This window comes from Devosia sp., from assembly GCF_025809055.1.
Taxonomy (GTDB): domain Bacteria; phylum Pseudomonadota; class Alphaproteobacteria; order Rhizobiales; family Devosiaceae; genus Devosia.
The window spans coordinates 2643411-2662319 of the sequence record NZ_CP075529.1 but is presented as its reverse complement, the minus strand read 5'-3'; the positions used below and the strand labels follow the sequence as shown (position 1 = coordinate 2662319).

The window sequence follows — 18909 nt, the reverse complement described above, 5'->3', positions numbered from 1 at the left end:
CCACCGGCGCTCCGGAGAAAAGATTTGGCACAGCAGACTGTGACGAAAGAAGACTTTGAATCGATGCTGCTCGACAGCTTTGTCGACAACGATGCCGCCGAAGGCACCGTGGTCAAGGGCAAGGTGGTCGCCATCGAAAAGGACCTGGCCATCGTTGACGTCGGTCTCAAGACCGAAGGCCGCGTCCCGCTGAAGGAATTCGGCCAGGCCGGCCGCGACGGCACCATCACCGTGGGTTCCGATGTCGAGGTCTATGTCGACCGCGTCGAGAACGCCATGGGCGAAGCCGTCCTCAGCCGCGAAAAGGCCCGCCGCGAAGAGAGCTGGGTCAAGCTCGAAGAGAAGTACAACGCCAATGAGCGCGTTGAAGGCACCATCTTCAACCAGGTCAAGGGTGGTTTCACCGTCGACCTCGAAGGTGCCGTGGCCTTCCTGCCGCGTTCGCAGGTCGACATTCGTCCGATCCGCGATATCGCGCCGCTCATGAATGTGCCGCAGCCCTTCCAGATCCTCAAGATGGACAAGCGTCGCGGCAATATCGTCGTCTCGCGCCGCGCCATTCTCGAAGAATCGCGCGCCGAACAGCGTTCGGAAATCGTCCAGCAGCTCGAAGAGGGCCAGGTGGTCGATGGCGTGGTCAAGAACATCACCGATTACGGTGCGTTCGTTGACCTGGGCGGTATCGATGGCCTGCTGCATGTCACCGACATCGCATGGCGCCGCGTCAATCACCCGTCCGAAGTGCTCACGATCGGCGAGACCATCAAGGTCCAGATCGTTCGCATCAACCACGAGAGCCACCGTATCTCGCTCGGCATGAAGCAGCTCCAGGCTGATCCCTGGGAAGGCATCGAAGCCAAGTACCCGATCGGTGCCAAGTTCTCTGGCCGCGTGACCAACATCACCGACTACGGCGCATTCGTCGAACTGGAGCCGGGCATCGAAGGCCTGATCCACGTTTCGGAAATGAGCTGGACCAAGAAGAACGTCCACCCCGGCAAGATCGTCTCGACCTCCCAGGAAGTCGACGTGGTCGTGCTCGAAGTCGACAGCGACAAGCGCCGCATTTCGCTCGGTCTCAAGCAGACCCTGCAGAATCCGTGGGAAGCCTTCGCCGAGACCCATCCGATCGGTTCCACCATCGAAGGCGAAGTCAAGAACAAGACCGAATTCGGCCTGTTCATTGGCCTCGAAGGCGATGTCGACGGCATGGTTCACCTGTCCGATCTCGACTGGCAGAAGTCCGGCGAAATCGCACTCGAGGACTACAACCGTGGCGACATGGTCAAGGCCAAGGTGCTCGACGTCGATGTCGAGAAGGAACGCATCAGCCTGGGCATCAAGCAGCTTGCTGCCGATGATCTGGCCGATACCGGTTCGTCCGATGGTTCGGGCCTGCGCAAGAACGCCGTTGTCACCACCGAAGTCGTGGACGTCAACGATGGCGGCATCGAAGTGCGCATCGCCGACAGCGACGTGACCGCCTTCATCCGCCGCGCCGACCTCAGCCGCGACCGCAATGACCAGCGCCCCGAGCGCTTCGCCAAGGGCGACAAGGTCGATGCCCGCGTCACCCAGTACGACCGCAAGACCGGCCGCATCCAGCTCTCGATCAAGGCGCTCGAAATCGCCGAAGAACGCGAAGCCGTGGCCAATTTCGGTTCGTCCGATTCGGGTGCCTCGCTCGGCGACATCCTGGGCGCCGCCCTCAAGGGCCGCGACGAGAAGTAAATCTCGTCTGACCCAGCACGCTTTCGACCCGCGCCAAAAGCGCGGGTCGTTTCATGAAAGAGGCCCATGATCCAGTTTCGCGACGTGGCCTGGCGGGCCATGAGCGGCTATGATTTCGCTGCGGTCTTTGCCATCGCCAATAAAGTGCATCCCGGTTTCTTCGAAGCCGAGGCGGTGCTGGCCGAAAAATTCGAACTCTACCGCAACGGCTGCTATCTCTTCGAAATTGCCGAGAAACCGGCCGGCTATGTGCTGAGCCATCCCTGGCTTTCAGACACCCTGCCGGCGCTCGACACGCTCCTGGGCGCCCTGCCCGCAGACGCAGACACCTATTACATCCATGACCTCGCCCTCCTGCCGATGGCGCGCGGTGTCGGCGCGGCCGGCGAAATCGTCGCTGCGCTTACCAAGCATGCCGTGGCCATGGGCTATGCCAGCATGAGCCTGGTGGCGGTAAATGGCTCACAGCGCTTCTGGGAGCGCCACGGATTTTCCATCGCCAACCGCCCGAACTTGCGCGACAAGCTCGCCGCCTATGAGGCCGCGGCGCAGTACATGGTCAAATCGCTGACCTGAGCCCGCCCACCCTTTGGCCAGTAGCCCGCGGATGTGTATGCTGACCGAACACGCATGAGACATCCCAATTGACAGAACCTCATTCCGCCACCCCTTCCGCCCATGACGCCATCGCTGCGGACCGCTTCCGCCGCTCGCGCGGGCTCTGGCGCATCATCGCCCTTGTCGCCGCCGTCGTCGCCGTGCTGGCGCTGGTCGGACGCTTTGCCTGGTTCAACCCGCCCGTCGGCGACAGGATCGCCCGCATCACCATTTCGGGGACCATCACCACCGATGCCGCGCGCAGCCGCACCATCGACGCGCTGATCGAGGATGATGCGGTCAAGGCCGTGATCGTCGCCATCAATTCGCCCGGTGGCACCACGGCCGGCGGCGAGGAACTCTACGAGGATCTGCGGCGCCTCGGGGCAGCCAAGCCCGTGGTCTCGACTATTGGCGAACTGGGCGCCTCTGCCGCCTATATGACCGCCATTGCCAGCGACCAGATCCTGGCGCGGCGCCTCTCGATCGTCGGTTCCATCGGGGTTCTTTACCAGCATATCAATGCCGGCAAGCTGCTCGATACCATCGGGGTCGACCTCGACAAGGTGGCGTCCGGCCCCCTCAAGGCCGAGCCGGATTACAACGAGCCCATGACCGACGAGGTGCGTGCCTCGATTACCGATCTGGTCGAGGACAGTTTTGACTGGTTCGTGGATGTGGTGGCCGAGCGGCGCGACCTCACGCGCGCGCAAGTCCTGGCCTTGGCCGATGGCCGCATCATGACCGGGCGTATCGGCGTCGACACCGGGCTGATCGACGCCATAGGCGGCGAAACCGAGGCCCTGGCCTGGCTGGCCGAGACCCGTGAAATCGATCCCGAGCTCGACATTGTCGGGGTCTGGCCCAAGCCGGACGACAACTGGTCGCTTTTGGGCAATCTCATCGGCAATGGCGCCCGCGGCGCCCTCGGGCTGCCCGAGCAGGGGCCGCTGATGCTTGACGGCTTGGTTTCCCTTTGGCAGGTTGACCCGACCCCCTGAACCGGGGCTGGGTGAACATCGGAGCCTGGGATGATCAAGTCGGAACTTGTCGAGAAGCTCGCAGCGGAGAATCCGCACCTGTTCCAACGAGACATCGAGAATATCGTCAATTCGATCCTCGATGAAATCGGCGACGCGATGGCCCGGGGGGACCGGGTTGAATTGCGCGGCTTCGGCGCCTTTTCGGTCAAGAACCGGCCGGCCCGGGTCGGACGCAATCCGCGCACCGGCGAACAGGTGGATGTGGGCGAGAAATATGTCCCGCAATTCAAGGCGGGCAAGGAAATCCGCGAGCGGCTGAACCGGTCCTGACCGGCGCCGCACCAGTGACCGGGGCCGCACGCCCCGGAGGAAGACTTGATGGTCAACAAAATCGTCGGCTGGCTGATCCTGGTGCCCCTGTGCGGGCTGCTGATCGCCTTTGCCCTGGCCAATCGTCATCTCGTCAGCGTCAATATCAATCCGTTCACAGCGCCGGCCGAGGCTGGTCTTTCCGGATACGGCATTCCGCTCTTCGTCGTGCTCTATGCCGTGCTGTTGCTGGGTGTGCTGCTGGGTGGCATTGCCAGCTGGTTCGCGCAGGGCGCGCACCGGCGCAGTGAAAAGCACTGGCGTCGCGAAGCCCGTCAGTTGGGCGACGAGCTCGAAACCCTTCGCCGCCAGACCGGGCGCGGGCCGGTCAGCCCGACCGGCGAGGTCGACGATCTGCTGGAGCTGCGTTGATGGACGGCGCAGCACAGTTCCCGGCTTCATCCCCGTCCTGCTGAGACTTTTTCCCACATGGCCGATCCCTTGATCGTCAAAATCTGCGGCATCAAGACCTATGACCTGCTCGAAACCACCATCTCGGCCGGTGCCGACATGGTTGGCTTCATGCATTTCCAGCGCTCGCCGCGCCACGTGTCCATCGAGGACCTGGCGGGGCTGATCTCAGCCGCCCGCGGCCGCATCGAAAGCTGCGTGGTGCTGGTCAATCCGGACAATTCCTGCGTGGCGGAAGTCGCCGCCCTGGGGCCCGACTGGATCCAGCTGCATGGTCCGGAAACCCCGCATCGCGTGGAGGCCATCCGCGCCGAAGCCGGGGTCGAGATCATCAAGGCCCTGCCCATCGGCACCGCCGAGGATGTGGCCAATGTCGCCCAGTTCACCGAGGTCGCCGACCGCATCCTGCTCGATGCCAAGCCGCCAAAGGGTGCCGACCGGCCGGGGGGTCTCGGCGACAGCTTTGACTGGACCCTGCTCGAAGCGCTTGACCCGTCCGTGCCCTTCATGCTTTCGGGAGGCCTGACGCCCGACAACGTGGCCGGCGCCATCCGCGCGGTGAAGCCATTTGGCGTGGATGTCTCCTCCGGGGTTGAAATCGCGCCGGGCGTGAAAAATGCAAAGCTGATCGAGGCGTTCATCCGCAACGCACGGGCGGCCGAATAGAGGGCAAGGCCGGGAACATCTCGGCGGCGCCGAGAGGAACCGATATGGACGGCATCAATTCCCTGCGCAACGGCCCCGACGAGCATGGCCGTTTCGGCATCTATGGCGGGCGCTTCGTCGCCGAGACGCTGATGCCGCTCATTCTCGATCTCGAGAAGGAATATCGCGCCGCCAAGACCGATCCCGCCTATCAGGCCGAGCTGCGGGACCTGGCCGTACACTATACCGGCCGGCCCAGCCCGCTCTATTTCGCGCGCCGCCTCACAGAGCATCTGGGCGGCGCCCGGGTGTTCCTCAAGCGCGAAGAGCTCAACCACACCGGCAGCCACAAGATCAACAATTGCCTGGGCCAGATTCTGTTGGCCAAGCGCATGGGCAAGACCCGCGTCATCGCCGAGACCGGCGCCGGACAGCATGGCGTTGCGACGGCCACGGTCTGCGCCAAGTTCGACCTGCCCTGCACCATTTTCATGGGCGCCACCGACGTCGAGCGGCAAAAGCCCAATGTGCTGCGCATGAAGATGCTGGGCGCCGAGGTGCGGCCGGTCACCGCCGGCGCCGGCACGCTCAAGGACGCCATGAACGAGGCGCTGCGCGACTGGGTCACCAATGTCGAGAGTACCTATTACCTGATCGGCACCGCGGCCGGCCCGCACCCCTATCCGGAGATGGTGCGCGACTTCCAGTCGGTCATCGGCACCGAGCTCAAGGAGCAGTTCCAGGAGGCCGAGGGCAGGCTGCCCGATGCCGTGGTCGCCTGCGTGGGCGGCGGCTCCAATGCCATCGGCACCTTTCATGCCTTCCTCGACGATGCCGACGTCGCCCTTTATGGCGCCGAAGCGGGTGGACACGGCATCGATGTCGAAAACGGCCATGCCGCATCCATGACCGGCGGCCGCCCCGGCGTGCTGCATGGCAACCGCACCTATCTGTTGCAGGACAGTGTCGGACAGATCCTCGAAGGCCATTCGATTTCGGCGGGCCTTGATTATCCCGGCGTTGGTCCCGAACACGCATTCCTGCACGACACCAAGCGCGTCACCTATGCGCCGATCACCGATGACGAGGCGCTCGAAGCCTTCCAGCTGCTCACCCGGCTCGAAGGCATCATTCCGGCCCTTGAAAGCGCCCACGGCCTCGCGCAGGTGATGAAAGTCGCGCCGACCATGGGCCAGGATCAGGCCATCGTGCTGTGCCTGTCCGGGCGCGGCGACAAAGACGTGGAAAGCGTCGGCAAACATCTGGGGCTGCTCTGACCATGACGTCGCGTATCGAAAAGCGTTTCGCTGAACTCAAGGCGGCCAACAGGCCGGCCCTGGCCGCCTATGTCATGGGCGGTGATCCGGACCTGGCCACCAGCCAGGCCATCGTCAATGCGCTGCCGCAGGCGGGTGCCGACATTATCGAACTGGGCCTGCCCTTTTCCGATCCCATGGCCGATGGCGTCGCCATCCAGCTGGGCGGGCAGCGGGCGCTGGCCTCAGGCCAGACGCTGACCGGCGTGCTCGGCATGGTCGAAGAATTCCGCCGCAAGGACGACACCACGCCCATCGTGCTGATGGGCTATTACAACCCCATCTATATCCATGGCGTCGAGCGGTTCATCGCCGATGCCAGCCAGGCGGGCGTTGACGGGCTGATCATCGTCGATCTGCCGGCCGAAGAGGATGACGAGCTCTGCATTCCCGCGCTCAAGGCCGGGATCAACTTCATCCGCCTCACCACGCCCACGACCGACGATGCGCGTCTGCCCACCGTGCTCGAGAACACTTCGGGCTTTGTCTATTATGTCTCGATGAACGGCATTACCGGGGGCGCCATCAAGTCGCGCGGCGCCGTGGGCGATGCGGTCACCCGCATCAAGGCCCATACCGACCTGCCGGTCATTGTCGGCTTCGGCATCAAGACGGCCGACGACGCCGCTGAAATCGGCCGCCATGCCGATGGCATCGCCGTGGGTACGGTGCTGGTCAATGCCGTTGCCAATTCGCTCGACAATGGCCGGGCCACCGACAAGACCGTCGCCGCGGTGCGCGATCTGGTGGCTGACCTTGCCGGCGGCCTCAGGCGGTCGCGGACCTAGCGACGGTACTCTTCGCCGGGGAAAGCGGGGATTGTGCGTGCCGGCTTTGCCCTCCTCGCCATCCCCTGATAAGAATTGCCACAATTGAAGACTTAGGTGATCCCCTCTGGATCGCGAGAGGCCGTGCCATGAACTGGATCGACAATTTCGTCCGCCCCAAAATCCGCTCGATACTCAATCCCAAGCGGGACACCCCGGAAAACCTGTGGGTGAAGGATCCGGAATCGGGCGAGATGGTGTTCTATCGCGATCTCGAGGCCAATCAGTGGGTGGTGCCCAATTCGGGCTATCACATGAAGATCAAGCCGGTCGACCGGCTGGCAACCTTCCTCGACGAGGGCAAATACGAAACCATCCCGGTGCCCTCTGCGGCCCACGATCCGCTGAAATTCCGCGCCCAGAAGCGCTATGTCGACCAGCTGCGGGAAAACCGCGCCAAGACTGGCTACGACGATGCCGTGCTGGTGGCCGTGGGCAAGCTCTTTACCCGCCAGGTGACCGTCGCGGTCCAGGACTTCGATTTCCTTGCCGGCTCTCTGGGCATGGCCGCAGGCCAGGGCATCATCACCGGCCTTGAAACCGCAGTGCGGCTCAAGACCCCGTTCATTCTCTTTGTCGCCTCGGGTGGCGCGCGCATGCAGGAAGGCGTGCTCGGCCTCATGCAGATGCCGCGCACCACCGTCGCCGTGGCCCGGCTGCGCGAGGCGGGCCTGCCGTTCTTCGTGGTCATGACCAATCCCACCACCGGCGGCGTCACCGCCTCCTATGCCATGCTCGGCGACGTGCATCTGGCAGAGCCCGGTGCCCTGATCGGCTTTGCCGGCCAGCGCGTCATCGAGCAGACCATCCGCGAAAAGCTGCCCAAGGGCTTCCAGCGCTCCGAATATCTCTACAGCCACGGCATGGTGGACATGGTGGTGCATCGCCACAACCTGCGCTCCACCATCGGCTCGCTGGCCGCCATCCTCACCAATGCGCCGCCCAATGAGGCCATTACCGCCGGCAGCTCCAAGGCTATTGCCGCCCAGGCGAGCCTGCGCGATGCGGCCGTGGCCGCCGAGGGTGACGACGACCTCGATCCGCCGGCCGCCGCCGCTCACGCCGAATAGCGCGGCGAACCATCCCTGCCGGCCCTCCTCGTACTGGACAGCGCCGCCCGGCGCCTGTTCTATCCGGGCATGGACAGACCATCGCGATTCCCGGACGTCATGCTGGTGACCGACGCACCGCCCGCTCAGGGCGGTCTGCCGGTTCCCCTACTGCCCCTATGCGACGAACCGCGCATCGAGCGCGTCATGGCAATGGCCCGCGCGGCAGGCGCCCGGCGCTTCACCCTGGGCCTTGCCGACCAGCCGGAAACCGTGCTGGCCCATTTCGGGGGCGCCCTCAAGGTCAATGCAGAAACGCTGGCGCTAGGCAGCGGCGGCAGCGTGCGCGACGCCCTGCCCATGCTGGTCTCGGACCCCTTTTTCGTCATGGACAGCAACACCCTGTGGACCGATGGCGGCCCGGTGTTTTCCCGCATGATCGAGCGGCACGCCGAGCGTGGTGGCACGGTGCTGCTCTGCGTGCATCCGCACCGAGCCCATGGTGTCGCGCGCAGCCATGATTTCTGCCTCGACCCCGCCGGCCGCATCTCGCGCGACTATGGCGCCCCGGTGCTGTTCGCCGGCCTCGCCTTGATGACCCGCGCCGCATTTGCCGACGCTCCCGAAGGGCCGTTCCGGCTCGATGCCCTGTTCGACAGGGCAATCGAGGATGAAAGCCTCTCCGGCGTGGTGATCGATGCGGACTGGTTCAACCTGATCGACCGGGAAGCGCATGAGCAGGCAGAACGGGCGCTTGCCGGATGAGCCTTTTTTCCATCGCCCCCAGCACGCCTTTCCTGCCCTGTCTGGTCGCGGCCATCATGGATGGGCGGCTCCTGGGTGACTGGCCGCGTTCGGGCCCGTTCTGGCTCAGCGATGTCACCGTGATCGTGCCGACCCAGCGTGCCCGCCAGGCGCTGGCCGCCAGCTTTGCCGACCACCCCGATTTCTTGGGTCTGCTCCCCGATATCCGAACCTTTGGCGGCGAGGCCGGCGATGAAGAGCCTTTTCTGCCTCCGTTCGACACGGCGCCCCTGCCGCCCGCCGCCAGCGATTTCCGCCGCCGGCTGACGCTGTCGCATCTGGTGGCCGGCTGGGCCCGGAGCGAACGGGGCCGGCAGGCCTTTTCCAGCCCGCCGGGCGCGGCCGAAATCTTTTCGATGTCCGCTTCCCTCGGCCGGTTGATCGACGACCTGATCATCGAGGAGCAGCGCCCCGAGGACATCGCCGCCATTGGTGCCGAACTGGGTCCGGACCTCGGGGATTACTGGCTGCAGACCCTCGATTTCCTGAACATTGCCCTGGCCGCCTGGCCCGCTCATCTCAAGATCCTTGGCCTCGCCGATCCGGCCATGCAACGGCGGTTGCGGCTTGACCGGCAGGCCATGGCGACCCGCCATCTCTATGGCGAGCGGCCGGTGATCGCTGCCGGGTCCACCGGCTCCATTCCCGCCACGGCGCGCCTGCTCAAGGCCATTGCCGACCTGCCGCGCGGCGCCGTGGTCCTGCCCGGGCTCGATCTCGACATGACCCCGGCCACCCACGAGGCCCTGCTCGGCGGGGACGACAATCCCCACGGCCATCCGCAATATGGGCTCGCCCACCTGTTGCGCCATCTCGGCGCCGGTCCCGCCCAGGTCATCGAATTGTGCGCTAACCCGTCGCCGCGCACGGGCCTCGTCAATCGCGCCCTGGCGCTCACCGAAGAAACCGGGTTGTGGTCTGGGCAACGGCTGGATGCGGCCACGCTTGCGACGGCCCTTGCCGGTGTCAACGTCATCGCCGCGCGCAACGAGGACGAGGAGGCCCGCGCCGTTGCCCTGGCCAGCCGCGCAGCGCTGGAGGCCGAAAACAGCGTCGGCATCATCACCCCGGACCGCAACCTGGCGCGCCGTATCGCCGCCGAGCTTCGCCGGTTCGACATCGTAGTCGATGACGCCGCCGGGGCGCCACTGTTCCACAGTCCCGCCGGGCGACTGGCGCGGCAGGTCCTGGCGCTGGTCAGCGGGCAATACCGGCCCGTCGATCTCATGGCCCTGTTGCGCAACCGTGCCGTGGTGCTCGACCAGGACCGCACGGCACTGTCGACCCTGGCCGAAAAGATCGACCTCGGCCTCCTGCGCGGACAGCGCCCGGCACCCGGCCTCGCCGGCCTGCGCGCGCTGCTGGCCGGCAATCTGGATGGCTCGCTGGTCTATCCGGCCCTTCGCCTCGACACCGAAGAGGCGGCCGCCATCACAAGCCTTTTCGATCGCCTCGAACACACAATGGCGCCGCTGGCGGCACTCCTCGATACGGATCGCATTGATGCCGGCCTTTTCGCCCTGGCTCTGGCGGAGACCACGGCCGCGCTGACGCCAGCCGGGCCCCTCATGGGCCGCGAGGAGCTCATGGCCTGGGCCGAACAGATGGGCGCGCTGGCCCATACCGGCCACGCCTTTGCGCCCCACGGTCTTGATGCCGTGCTGTTCGCACTGATGGATGGCGTCGATGTGCGCAATCGCGAGGCTCGGCGGCAGGATATTGCCATCTGGGGCCAGATCGAGGCCCGGCTGATGAGCCCGGCCCTGGTGATCCTCGCCGGCCTCAACGAGGACAAATGGCCCGGACCGGCTGATCCGGGGCCCTGGCTCAGCCGGGGCATGCGCATCAAGGCCGGGCTCGAGCCGCCCGAGCGGATGCAGGGCCTGGCCGCACACGATTTCGCCCAGGGCATGGGCAATGCCGACGTCATTGTCAGCTATGCCGACCGGGTCGGGGCCAGTCCGGCCCTGCCTTCGCGGCTGGTGCAGCGCCTCGACGCCTTTATCGGCACCGACGCCGCCACTGACCTGCGCCGTCGCGGCCGCCACTTCCTCGAACAGGCCCGGCGCCTCGACGCGGTCGCAGAGGTGAAACCGGCGACAAGGCCGGCGCAGAGCCCGCCGGTCGACAAACGGCCGCGCAAACTCTCCGTCACCGAGATCGAGACGCTGATGCGTTCGCCTTATGACATCTATGCCAAGCATGTCCTGGGCCTGAAGCCCCTCGATGCTCTTGGCACCGATCCGGATGCGCGCGAGCGCGGCAATATCATTCATGACATCCTGGGGCGCTTCATCGAAGACGGTCACGATCCCCTGGCGCCGCAAGCCCATGACGTGCTGATGGATCTGGCGCGCCTGGGTTTTTCCGGGCTCGATGCCATCGGCGAGCGGCGCGACATCTGGCTCAAGCGGTTTTCCACCACGGCCAGCCAGTTCCTCGACTACGAGCGGACGAGGGCGCCGTTCATCGCGCAGCGCCATGCCGAAAAACGCGGCGAATGGCTGCTGCCGCTGGGCGGCGGCTTCACCATTACCGGGCGGGCCGACCGGGTGGACGAGCTCCAAGATGGGACGCTCGAAATCATCGATTTCAAGACCGGTTCCCCGCCCGATCCGGGCGCCATGAAGGGGTTCGAGGCCCCGCAATTGCTGGTCGAGGCCCTGATGGCCGAGGTTGGCGCCATCGCAGATGTGGCGGCCGCCAGGTCCAGCGCCCTCACCTATATCAAGATCGGGCTGGGGCCCGACGCCTTCGTGCCCAAGCCGTTCAAGACCCCCGACGACATGTCGGTCATGGATGCGGCCGAAGAGGTCGGCAACCGGATGCAGGGCCATATCGAGCATTTCCTGTTCCGCGACACGCTGATGTATCCCCGCCTGATGCCGCTCAAGAGCCAGCGCTTCGCCGGGCCCTATGACCACCTGTCGCGGCTGGCCGAGTGGACCGCTATCGACGGGGAGGACGAGCCATGAGCGCGGAACGCGGCCCGCTGACCGTTCCCTCCGACACGTCGCGCAATCAGGCGCTGGCAAGCGATCCGCTCAACTCGGTCTGGGTGGAGGCCAATGCCGGCTCGGGCAAGACGTTCGTGCTCACCAATCGGGTGCTGCGCCTGCTCTTGGCCGGGGTCACGCCGCAGTCGATCCTTTGCCTCACCTATACCAAGGCGGCAGCGGCCGAGATGCGCAAGCGCGTCGGCGCCAGGCTGGCCGAATGGGCGCTGGCGCCGGAGGCCGAGCTGGTCGAAGCGATCGCCGGGCTCACCGATAGCTTGCCGACGCCGAAAATGCTGCGCGATGCCCGGACGCTGTTTGCGCGGGCGCTCGAAACCCCCGGCGGCCTGCGCATTCTGACCATTCATGCCTTCTGCGAAGCGGTGCTCCACCGCTTTCCCATCGAAGCAGGCGTGCCCTTCGATTTTGCCGTCATCGAGGACGACCGCCAGGCGCAATTGATGCAGACGGCCCGTGAATCGGTCCTGGCCGAGGGTCTGCGCGGCACCGCCAATGTCGGGGCGGTGGAAACCCTCTTCGGCCTGCTCAGCGATCATGCCATTGGCGAAGCGATTGCCGCCGCACTCGGAGAAGGCCCGCGTCTCAAGCCGGTTCTGGCCGATATAGACGGCGCCAAGGCACGGCTGCGGCGCCTGGTCGGCCTGGCAGCGGTCAAGTCCGGGGACCTCTTTGCCCGCGTGGTTTCCCACTCCCTGCTCACTCCCGACCTCCTAGTCGCGATCCGCACCAAATTTGGCCCGCCCAGCGGCAAGACTGGATGCCTCGATGTTCTCGCTGGCATTGATCCCCATGCTCCCGACGCGGACACCCTCCGCACAGCCTTCTTCACGCAAAAGGGCGAACCGCGCGCTCGCCTCATGACCAAGGCAGAGCGCGACCTTGCGCCGGAAATCGAACAAATCCTGAGTGACGAGCAGCAGCGACTAGTTCTGCTCGACCTTGAAATCAAGGCGGCGTTGCTTGCAGAGCGCAGCGAAGCCTTGCTCGATGTGATCGCGGCGATCCGCACCCGCTACGAGGCCGAAAAGCGGCGTCACTCATTGCTCGATTTCGATGACCTGATCGAGAAACTGGGCGACCTGTTCGCCGACAAGGATCTCGGACCCTGGGTGCGCTACAAGCTCGACGCCGGCATCGACCATGTCCTGGTCGACGAGAGCCAGGATACCAATGCACAGCAGTGGCGGGTGGTGAATGCCCTGGCCGACGAGTTCTTCACCGGCGAGGGCGCGGTCGAGCGGCCCCGCTCCATTTTCGCGGTGGGTGACCAGAAGCAGTCAATCTATTCCTTCCAGGGCGCCCAGCCGGCCCTGTTCGGGGAAACGGGGCGCGAGATGGGGCGCCGGGCCGGACAGGCCGACAAAGCGTTCAAGTCGGTCAGGCTGCATACCAGTTTTCGCACCCTGCCGGGCATTCTGGGCGCTGTCGACCGGGTCATGGAGCGCCCCGATATCCAGGCCGCCCTGCTCGCCGGCGAAAAGGTCCTCCACGCGGCCGCACGCAGCCAGCCGGGCGGCAGCGTGATTCTCTGGCCGCCGATCCAGGAGGAAAAAACCGAGCGCGACATCGCCCGCTGGCCACTTGAGCCGGTCGAAACCGGCCAGAGCGCGGCCCGGCAACTCGCCACGCGGATTGCAGAAGAAATCAAAGGCTGGATCGGCACCGGACGGGTGCTGGCTGGCCGCAATCGTGCCGTGCACGCCGACGACGTGCTGATCCTGGTGCAGAAGCGCGGCGTCTACTTCCAGGAAATCATCCGGGCACTGCGCCAGAATGGCCTGCCGACCCCGGGGGCGGACCGGCTGGCGGTCACCGGCCACATCGCCGTGCTCGACCTTCTGGCCCTCGTCGACGTGCTGCTCAATCCGGCCGATGACCTGCAATTGGCGGCCCTGCTGCGCTCGCCGCTCTTTGATGTCAGCGAGGACGACCTCTTCACGCTGGCCAATGGCCGCAGCCGCAAGAGCCTCTGGAGCACCCTTCACGCCTCTGGCCTGCCCGGCGCCATGGCCGCCAGCGCCCAGCTCGACGCCTGGCGCCGGCGCCTCGACAGCGAACGGCCCTATGAATTTTTGTCCGGCGTGCTCTATGCCGATGGCGGATTGCGCCGTTTCCACGCGCGGCTGGGCCAGGAGATCGACGAAGTGCTCTCCGAGCTCCTGGAACTGGCTCTGGCCCATGAACAGGGCGAACAGCCCTCGCTGCAGGGTTTTGCCGTCGACATGCGCCGTCGCTCCATCCATATCAAGCGCGAACTGGCCGAAAGCGGCGGCGGCGTGCGGGTGATGACTGTCCACGGCGCCAAGGGTCTCGAAGCCCCGATCGTCATTCTCGCCGATGCGGCCAGCAAACCTGTGAGCAAGCAGACCGAAAAGCCGGTCTATATAGTTGGCGATGATCCGGGTCCCCTGCTCATCCATGCCGGGGCACGCAGCCAGCATGTGCCCGCGACCCTCGCCCACAAGCAGGCCGCCGATGCCATCCTGGCCCAGGAATATTGGCGGCGCCTCTATGTCGGCATGACGCGGGCGGAAGACGAACTCTATGTCACCGGCATTCTGGGCAGTTCCGGCAAGATCGAGGGCAGTTGGTACGAAGCCGTGGAAATGGCGCTCGAACCCGATCTCGTCGACATCGAGGACCAGACAGGCGCCATTCGCGCCCGATGCTGCCCGCCCCTGCCGGGCACGGCCACGGTCGCGGGGCGCCCCGTGCCAGAGGCGCCAGTCGCGGACGAGGCGCCGCCCGCTCCCGTCCCAGAGCGGCCCAGCGTGCCTGTCATGTCGCCCTCGAGCATCCACCGGCCGGTGCCAGGCACCAATGGCCTTGAGACCCTGGCCGAGCGGACCCGCGATGCTGACCTCGCCCGGCGCGAGGGGTTGGCCGTTCATGCGCTGCTCGAACATCTGGGCAAGGTCGATCCCGATCTTTGGACCAATGTGGCGCCACGGGCGCTCGAAACCCTTCTGCCGGAGGCGCCGGACCGCCATCAGCCGGTGGCCCGCCGCGCCATTTCCATTCTCACCAGGCCCGAACACGCGGCCCTTTTCGGCCCGTCCAGCCGCGCGGAAGTGCCGTTTCGCGTCACGGTGCTGCGCGAGGGCCAACCCATGGTGCTTTCGGGGCGCATGGACCGGGTCGTGGTCGACGCGGAGGGCGTGCTGGTCGTCGATTTCAAGTCCGACGCCGCCCCTCCAATGGAAGCGGCGGCGGTCAAGGGGAACTATCTGACCCAATTGGCACTTTATGCACTGGTTGCAGGTCAGCTCTTCCCCGGCCAGAATGTACGGGCGGCGATTCTATGGACTGAACTGGAATCGTTGATGAATTTGCCGATCGAGCTCCTGGATTCGGCCCGGTCCGGCTTCACCATGCGGTGACTTCCCCTTGATCCCAGGCTGGACTCTTACCAGCTTTGGGAGCAAACAGGCCCCCGCTTCCGCGACGGTGCATCGGCGCCGAGGCGGGTCGTCACTTTAGCGGCACATGCGTGCGGCAGGCATTTCGCCTCCCCATGTGCAATAGTCAAAAGGCACGAACATGACCAAGACCGTTTCCGAAGCCACTTTTGGCCAGGAAGTCCTCAATTCCAGCGAACCCGTCCTCGTGGACTTCTGGGCTGAGTGGTGCGGGCCCTGCCGGGCGATCGCCCCCGTCCTTGAAGAGCTGAGCTCGGAGCTCTCGGGCAAGGTGAAGATCGTCAAGCTCAATGTCGACGAGAACCCGGGCCTGGCGGCCCAGTATGGCGTGCGCTCGATTCCCACCATGATCCTGTTCAAGGGCGGCGAAGCGGCCGACATGAAGATCGGTGCCGGTACGCCCAAGGCGGGCCTGACCAAATGGCTCGAGGGCCACGCGGCCTGATCGCACCGCTATTGCGAGATTTTGAGGGCACCGCCGGGGCATTCCGGCGGTGCCTTTGTTTTGTCCGGTGGCACTGCTAATCATGGGGCAACAGACAATATCCGAGGAGCCCGCCTTGGCCGGCATCGATCTTACCGCCGCCCCGTTTCATCTCGACGAGGCCGCCATCGTCTGGGTCAACGAAACCCGCGACGCCCTCTCCCCCCGCGACAAGCTGGCCCAGCTCTTCGTGCTTTTGTCCCGCGAGGCGCCGGAAACGGCCATGGACGCCCTGCGCACCTTCAAGCCGGGCGGGATCACGCGCATCTATTCGGGCGACCTTGAGGCGGAAATCGGCCTCATGCGCCAGATCGACACGGCCGGCCCGGTGCCCATGCTGGTCAGCGCCGATCTCGAGGGCAGCCGCATGAGCCTGCCCTTCGGCACCGAGGTTCCCAATCCGCTCGGCCTGTCGGCGGTGGACGATGTCGAGGCGACGACGGCCATATCCACGATCATGGCGGAAGAGGCCCATGCGGTGGGCCTCAACTGGAGCTTTACCCCGGTCATCGACATCAACCAGGCCTGGCGCAGCGCCATTGTCGGCACCCGCTCCTATGGCAGCGATGTCGCCCGTATCGAGCGGCATGCCCTGGCCCAGATCGCCGCCTTCCAGGCCAATGGCGTCGCCGCCACGGTCAAGCACTGGCCCGGCGAAGGCTACGACGACCGCGACCAGCACCTCAACACCACTGTCAATCCGCTGACGCTGAGCGAATGGGAACAGAGCTTCGGCAAGCTCTATCGCGCCGCCATCGCCGCCGGGGTGATGAGCGTCATGTCGGCCCATATCGCCTTTCCTGCCTTCGTGCGTGAACTCGATCCCAAAGCCGAAGCCGAGGCCTTCCGCCCGGCGACGCTGAGCCCGGTCCTCAACCAGACCCTGTTGCGCGAGAAACTGGGCTTTAACGGCCTCATCGTGTCCGACGCCACGCCCATGGCGGGTTTCGGCGACTGGGGCCCGCGCGAAGAGACCATACCGCAATGCGTCATTGCCGGTTGCGACGTGATCCTGTTTTCCGACGATCCCAATGCCGACCTGATGCGCCTGGTGGCGGCGGTCGCCGATGGCCGGCTGAGCCAGGAGCGCGTCGACGAGGCGGTCACCCGCGTGCTCGCCCTCAAGGCCGCCCTGGGCCTAGGCAAGCCAGACCGGGCCGAACCCAGCCTCGACGCCGCCCGCCAGGTGCTGGGCCGGGCCGATAGCGCCATCACGGCGCGCGCCGTCACCGCGCGGGTGCCGACCCTGGTCAAGGACGTGCCCGGTCTGCTGCCGCTCTCGCCCAGCAAGCACCGGCGGGTTCTGGTGTTTTCCAGCGGCGCCGTGCAGCCGTTCGCGCCCCATCCATTGCCGCTCAGCCTCCCCGATGCGCTGCGCGCCGAAGGCTTCGAGGTCACCCTCTTCACGCCCGAGCTTTCGGTCAATCCCAAGGACTATGACCTCATCCTTTACCTTTTGGCCGAGGAAACGCTCTTGACGCGCGGCCGCATCTTCCTCAACTGGGCGCAGCTCACCGGCAGCGTCTTCGGGGCGATGAAGCGCTATTGGCACGATGTCCCGACGCTGATGGTCTCGCTGGGCTTTCCCTATTACCTCCACGACGCGCCGCGCGTGCCCACCTATGTCAACGCCTATGGCTCCAACGAAGCCATGCAGGCCGCCGTGGTCGAAGCCCTGCTCGGCCGCGCGCCCTTTGCCGGCACCAGCCCCGTGGATGCGTTCTGCGGCAGCGACCAGGCGCGGTACTGACCTCCAGACAGACGAAAGCCCGATGATTGCTCATCGGGCTTCCGGCTTGCTGCTTAACTGTTGGTCCGGGATCAGACCTGCTGAACGGCCTCGACGCCGGGCACAAAATGCCGGAGCAGGTTTTCGATGCCGTTCTTGAGGGTCGCGGTCGAGGACGGGCAGCCCGAACAGGCGCCCTGCATGTGCAGGAACACGGTGCCTTCCTTGTAGCCGCGGAAGATGATGTCGCCGCCATCCATGGCCACGGCCGGGCGCACGCGGGTGGCCAGCAGCTCCTTGATGACCTCGACCATTTCCTTGTCTTCCTCCTCGAAGAACTCTTCGCCCTCGACGAGCGCTTCGGCCCCGGTTTCGCCCTCGGCGATCACCGGCTTGCCGGAGAGGAAATGGTCCATGATCACGCCGAGAATGGCCGGCTTGATATGGGCCCAGTTGGTGTCGTCCTTGGTCACCGAGATGAAATCGGAGCCCAGAAACACCCCGGTCACCCCGGAAATGGCAAACAGGCCCGTCGCCAGCGGCGATGCCGCGGCGGTTTCAAGGGAGCGGAAATCGCGCGGCTCACCGGCCAGCACGTCGCGGCCAGGAAGGAATTTCAGCGTCGCCGGATTGGGCGTGGCTTCGGTCTGAATGAACATGTCAGCTTTCGCGCGTTTACGATTAGAACGCTTCTAAAATAGACTTTTGGACGCCCGATGCAAGCTTTGAACTGTGCCGACAGGCAAAATTGATCCGGTGGATCAATTTTAGGGTCAAAGGCCATGAGAGCTGCGCTCGAATGGCGGTTGGAATCCCCTCGGCGCCACCAGTACTGCCGGGGCCCGCTTCAGTCTCATGACCCTCGGGCATCTGGCCGCCACGCCACCATAGGTGTCGTGGCCTGCTAGCCTAAAATCGCTCCACCGGAGCGATTTTTACGGCTAGCAGATCGCGATGATTTCGTCTTCGGCCATGTGGCCGGGCACGATGGTGAGGGGAATGGGCAGGGCATTGGCGCGGGCGGCAAAGTGAGTCACCAGCGGGCCCGGACCCTCGGCCGACTTGGAGGCCGCCAGCACCAGAATGGCGATGTCGTGATCGGTGCCGATCACCTTTTCGATCTGCTCTTCGGCATTGCCCTCGCGAATCACCGATTCGGCCCGGACGTCGCCAATCTCCTTGATGCGGGCCAGGCGCTGGTCCAGAAACCGCTCGGCCTCCTCGACCGCCTCGGCGCGCAACACTTCCTCGACCCCCAGCCCGATGAATTCGGGCTTTGGCACGACGCTCATCAGCACCACGGTGCCGCCGGTGCGCTTGACCCGCCAGGCGGCAAAGGTCAGGGCCCGGTCGCATTCCTCGGTCTCGTCGATGACCACGAGGAACTTGCGCTTGTATTCGACTTGCGAAACCAAATTTGGCCTCCGGTTCTGCTCTTGGACCTTTCTCGTCCGGACTGGGTCGGAACGAGGGCCCTAAGCCCTTGAATGGTCACGTCTTCGAACCCGAAATGTCGTGACCACTATCC

The 18909-nt window shown here is 65.3% G+C and carries 16 protein-coding genes; 14 read left to right on the top strand and 2 right to left on the bottom strand.

Going from position 1 to position 18909, the window contains the following annotated elements:
- Window positions 1-24 precede the first annotated feature (24 nt).
- The 14 genes from rpsA (at window position 25) to KIT02_RS12985 (ending at window position 17402) form a co-directional block, all read left to right on the top strand.
- Window positions 25-1731 carry a 30S ribosomal protein S1 gene (gene rpsA, locus KIT02_RS13050; protein WP_297578354.1) on the top strand — a complete coding sequence of 569 codons (1707 nt, stop codon included), beginning with the start codon at window positions 25-27 and terminating at the stop codon, window positions 1729-1731.
- A gap of 66 nt (window positions 1732-1797) precedes the next feature.
- The gene (locus tag KIT02_RS13045) at window positions 1798-2307 is read left to right on the top strand and encodes a GNAT family N-acetyltransferase (RefSeq protein WP_297578352.1); all 510 of its coding nucleotides are present in this window, start codon (window positions 1798-1800) and stop codon (window positions 2305-2307) included.
- Window positions 2308-2375: 68 nt separating this feature from the next.
- Entirely contained in the window at window positions 2376-3329 is a 954-nt protein-coding gene (sppA, locus tag KIT02_RS13040) for a signal peptide peptidase SppA (RefSeq protein WP_297578350.1), read from the top strand.
- Between the two features lie 30 nt (window positions 3330-3359).
- Entirely contained in the window at window positions 3360-3641 is a 282-nt protein-coding gene (locus tag KIT02_RS13035) for an integration host factor subunit beta (RefSeq protein WP_297578348.1), read from the top strand.
- A 48-nt stretch (window positions 3642-3689) separates the two neighbouring features.
- Window positions 3690-4052: a lipopolysaccharide assembly protein LapA domain-containing protein gene (locus tag KIT02_RS13030; protein WP_297578346.1), complete on the top strand. Its 363-nt coding sequence runs from the start codon at window positions 3690-3692 to the stop codon at window positions 4050-4052.
- A gap of 57 nt (window positions 4053-4109) precedes the next feature.
- Entirely contained in the window at window positions 4110-4757 is a 648-nt protein-coding gene (locus tag KIT02_RS13025; RefSeq protein WP_297578344.1) for a phosphoribosylanthranilate isomerase, read from the top strand.
- 44 nt (window positions 4758-4801) lie between these two features.
- The gene (gene trpB, locus KIT02_RS13020) at window positions 4802-6013 is read left to right on the top strand and encodes a tryptophan synthase subunit beta (protein ID WP_297578342.1); all 1212 of its coding nucleotides are present in this window, start codon (window positions 4802-4804) and stop codon (window positions 6011-6013) included.
- 2 nt (window positions 6014-6015) lie between these two features.
- The gene (trpA, locus tag KIT02_RS13015) at window positions 6016-6840 is read left to right on the top strand and encodes a tryptophan synthase subunit alpha (protein ID WP_297578340.1); all 825 of its coding nucleotides are present in this window, start codon (window positions 6016-6018) and stop codon (window positions 6838-6840) included.
- A gap of 128 nt (window positions 6841-6968) precedes the next feature.
- The gene (locus tag KIT02_RS13010) at window positions 6969-7949 is read left to right on the top strand and encodes an acetyl-CoA carboxylase carboxyltransferase subunit beta (RefSeq protein WP_297578338.1); all 981 of its coding nucleotides are present in this window, start codon (window positions 6969-6971) and stop codon (window positions 7947-7949) included.
- Window positions 7950-8054: 105 nt separating this feature from the next.
- Window positions 8055-8693 (top strand): hypothetical protein, encoded by a 639-nt coding sequence (locus tag KIT02_RS13005; protein WP_297578336.1) that lies wholly within the window; start codon window positions 8055-8057, stop codon window positions 8691-8693.
- Window positions 8690-11707 (top strand): double-strand break repair protein AddB, encoded by a 3018-nt coding sequence (addB, locus tag KIT02_RS13000; RefSeq protein WP_297578334.1) that lies wholly within the window; start codon window positions 8690-8692, stop codon window positions 11705-11707. The genes KIT02_RS13005 and addB overlap by 4 nt, the downstream gene beginning before the upstream one ends.
- On the top strand, window positions 11704-15129 hold the full coding sequence (gene addA, locus KIT02_RS12995; RefSeq protein ID WP_297578332.1) for a double-strand break repair helicase AddA: 3426 nt from the start codon (window positions 11704-11706) through the stop codon (window positions 15127-15129). The genes addB and addA overlap by 4 nt, the downstream gene beginning before the upstream one ends.
- Window positions 15130-15289: 160 nt before the next feature.
- A complete protein-coding gene (trxA, locus tag KIT02_RS12990) occupies window positions 15290-15613 on the top strand; it encodes a thioredoxin (RefSeq protein ID WP_297578330.1) in 324 nt (107 codons plus the stop codon).
- Window positions 15614-15728: 115 nt separating this feature from the next.
- A complete protein-coding gene (locus KIT02_RS12985) occupies window positions 15729-17402 on the top strand; it encodes a glycoside hydrolase family 3 N-terminal domain-containing protein (protein ID WP_297578328.1) in 1674 nt (557 codons plus the stop codon).
- A gap of 71 nt (window positions 17403-17473) precedes the next feature.
- On the opposite strand, the gene KIT02_RS12980 is transcribed toward KIT02_RS12985, so the two are convergent.
- Together KIT02_RS12980 and KIT02_RS12975 are read right to left on the bottom strand one after the other, a co-directional pair.
- A complete protein-coding gene (locus KIT02_RS12980) occupies window positions 17474-18040 on the bottom strand; it encodes a NifU family protein (protein ID WP_297578326.1) in 567 nt (188 codons plus the stop codon).
- A gap of 282 nt (window positions 18041-18322) precedes the next feature.
- The gene (locus KIT02_RS12975) at window positions 18323-18796 is read right to left on the bottom strand and encodes a universal stress protein (protein WP_297578324.1); all 474 of its coding nucleotides are present in this window, start codon (window positions 18794-18796) and stop codon (window positions 18323-18325) included.
- Between the last annotated feature and the right edge of the window lie 113 nt (window positions 18797-18909).

Bases quoted from the DNA above. Each gene is read 5' to 3' on its own strand.
- KIT02_RS13045 (WP_297578352.1), top strand. From the start codon at position 1,798: ATGATCCAGTTTCGCGACGTGGCCTGGCGGGCCATGAGCGGCTATGAT.
- KIT02_RS13035 (WP_297578348.1), top strand. From the start codon at position 3,360: ATGATCAAGTCGGAACTTGTCGAGAAGCTCGCAGCGGAGAATCCGCAC.
- KIT02_RS13030 (WP_297578346.1), top strand. From the start codon at position 3,690: ATGGTCAACAAAATCGTCGGCTGGCTGATCCTGGTGCCCCTGTGCGGG.
- KIT02_RS13025 (WP_297578344.1), top strand. From the start codon at position 4,110: ATGGCCGATCCCTTGATCGTCAAAATCTGCGGCATCAAGACCTATGAC.
- trpB (WP_297578342.1), top strand. From the start codon at position 4,802: ATGGACGGCATCAATTCCCTGCGCAACGGCCCCGACGAGCATGGCCGT.
- trpA (WP_297578340.1), top strand. From the start codon at position 6,016: ATGACGTCGCGTATCGAAAAGCGTTTCGCTGAACTCAAGGCGGCCAAC.
- KIT02_RS13010 (WP_297578338.1), top strand. From the start codon at position 6,969: ATGAACTGGATCGACAATTTCGTCCGCCCCAAAATCCGCTCGATACTC.
- addB (WP_297578334.1), top strand. From the start codon at position 8,690: ATGAGCCTTTTTTCCATCGCCCCCAGCACGCCTTTCCTGCCCTGTCTG.
- addA (WP_297578332.1), top strand. From the start codon at position 11,704: ATGAGCGCGGAACGCGGCCCGCTGACCGTTCCCTCCGACACGTCGCGC.
- trxA (WP_297578330.1), top strand. From the start codon at position 15,290: ATGACCAAGACCGTTTCCGAAGCCACTTTTGGCCAGGAAGTCCTCAAT.
- KIT02_RS12980 (WP_297578326.1), bottom strand. From the start codon at position 18,040: ATGTTCATTCAGACCGAAGCCACGCCCAATCCGGCGACGCTGAAATTC.